At 34.2% G+C, this 2,104-nt stretch carries 3 protein-coding genes; all 3 read left to right on the top strand.

Features of this window, described 5'->3' with window-relative positions:
- On the top strand, positions 1-285 hold a 285-nt coding region (locus ACMUOV_RS06635; protein ID WP_413854319.1), incomplete at its 5' end, for a cupin domain-containing protein.
- A gap of 13 nt (positions 286-298) precedes the next feature.
- Entirely contained in the window at positions 299-940 is a 642-nt protein-coding gene (locus tag ACMUOV_RS06630; protein ID WP_413854318.1) for a flavodoxin family protein, read from the top strand.
- 165 nt (positions 941-1,105) lie between these two features.
- Positions 1,106-2,104 (top strand): aldo/keto reductase (locus tag ACMUOV_RS06625; RefSeq protein ID WP_413854317.1); only part of this gene is annotated, 999 nt, incomplete at its 3' end.

The following is a 2,104-nucleotide window of genomic DNA, read 5'->3' as shown; positions in this document are numbered from 1 at the left end:
TTTGAACCTAAATGCAGAAATAATTGGCATATACACCATGCTAAATCCGGCGGCGGTCAAATGTTAATTGCAGTCGGCGGAAGAGGATATTATCAGCAATGGGGCAAAGAACCGATAGAAATGAAGCCGGGAGATGTTATAAATATTCCCGCAAATGTTAAACATTGGCACGGTGCAGCTCCGGACAGTTGGTTTTCACATTTGGCAATTGAAATTGACGGTGTTGAAACATCCAACGAGTGGCTTGAACAGGTTACGGATAAAGAATATAACAAACTGAAGTAAAGGAGTATTCTTTATGGACAGAAGAAAATTTATAAAAAATTCGTTGATTGCAGGAGCAGTTGTTGCAACAGGTGCAATAATGGGTAATTCTGTTTTAAGTGATAATAAAAATTCGGAGAAAAAAATGAAAATTTTGGTTTTGACCGGCAGCCCGAGAAAAAACGGTAATTCAAATATTTTGGCAGACAATTTTATAAAAGGTGCAACGGAAAAAGGACATAAAGTGTTAAGGTTTGACAGTGCATTTAAGGATGTTCATCCCTGCATCGGTTGTAACAAATGCGGAATGGACGGACCTTGTGTATTTAACGATGATTTTAATTTTGTAAGAGAACATATTGTTGATGCTGATTTGGTTGTTTTTGTAACTCCGATGTATTATTTCGGTATATCGGCACAACTCAAAGCGGTTATAGACAGATTTTATGCAATAAACGGTAAAATTCATGTTCCCAAAAAAGCAGCTCTTTTTATGACTTATGCAAACAATTCAAAGCACGATGAACTTCCTATCAGAACACATTATGAAGTTTTATTGGATTATCTCGGTTGGAAAGATACAGGAAGATTTGTTGTTCCGGGAGTATGGACTGCCGGCTCAATAAACAGAACGGATTATCCGAAAAAAGTGTATGAATTCGGAAAAAGTTTATAAAGATATAATTGACATTAGAGTTGCTTTAATTGATACAATATAACGACAGGTTATGAGATTATAGGGTTATAAGGTTATAGGTTTAACGACAAACAACATTAAAAAATAACTTATAACCCGATAACCGAATAACCCAATAACCTAAAAAATCCGGAGGATTTTTCCATGAACAGAAGACAGTTTTTAAAATCGGCATTATTTACAACGGTAGGTGCGGTGGTATTATCGGCATGTAAAAAAGTGGCAACTACAACAAAAAGTTTAGCCGATAAAGTTGCAACAAGAACCTTTTTAAAAGGTAAAAAAGAAGAAATTTCTCTTTTGGGTTTCGGCGCAATGAGGTTGCATGTAATTGACGGAGTAGAAACAAATATAGACGAAAAAAAAGTAGAAGAAATGGTATCTTATGCAATGGAACACGGTATAAACTACTACGATACGGCATATTTTTATCATAGAGGTGAGTCGGAAAAAACTATGGGAAAAATTTTGCAAAAGTATCCCAGAGAAAGTTTTTATTTTGCAAATAAAATGCCATTGGCTATAATTCAAAACAAACAACAGGCAGAACAAATTTTTGAAGAGCAGTTAAAAAAATGCAGAGTGGATTATTTTGATTTTTATTTGGCACACAGTGTAAGTGTTAATACTTACGAAACATTTAAAAATTGTGATATTTACGATATTTTAAGCAAGAAAAAACAGGAAGGCAAAATTAAATATTTAGGGTTTTCGTTCCACGATACACCGGAACTTTTGGAAGAAGTTGTTAAAAAATATAAATGGGATTTTGTTCAACTTCAAGTAAATGCAATAGATTGGGAAATGGTTAATGCACAAAAACAGTATGAAATTGCAGAAAAGAACGGTTTGCAGATAATTGTAATGAATCCTTTAAGAGGCGGACAACTTTCCTTATTGAATAAAGCCGCTGCAGAAATTTTAAAACAGGAAAACCCCGATGCAAGCTTATCTTCATGGGGTTTAAGATATGTGGGAAGTAAACCAAACATTTTATGTACATTAAGCGGTATGACAACAATTGACCAATTAAAAGATAATGTTAACACTTTCACTAATTTCAAACCGTTAGATGACAAAGAACAGAAAATTTATAAACAGGCAATTGAAAAATATAAACTGTCGGGTGCAATTGCATGCACG

It is taken from the genome of Candidatus Ruminimicrobium bovinum (genome assembly GCF_902760015.1).
Classification (GTDB): domain Bacteria; phylum Elusimicrobiota; class Endomicrobiia; order Endomicrobiales; family Endomicrobiaceae; genus Ruminimicrobium; species Ruminimicrobium bovinum.
This window is presented reverse-complemented; position numbering and strand designations above follow the sequence as displayed.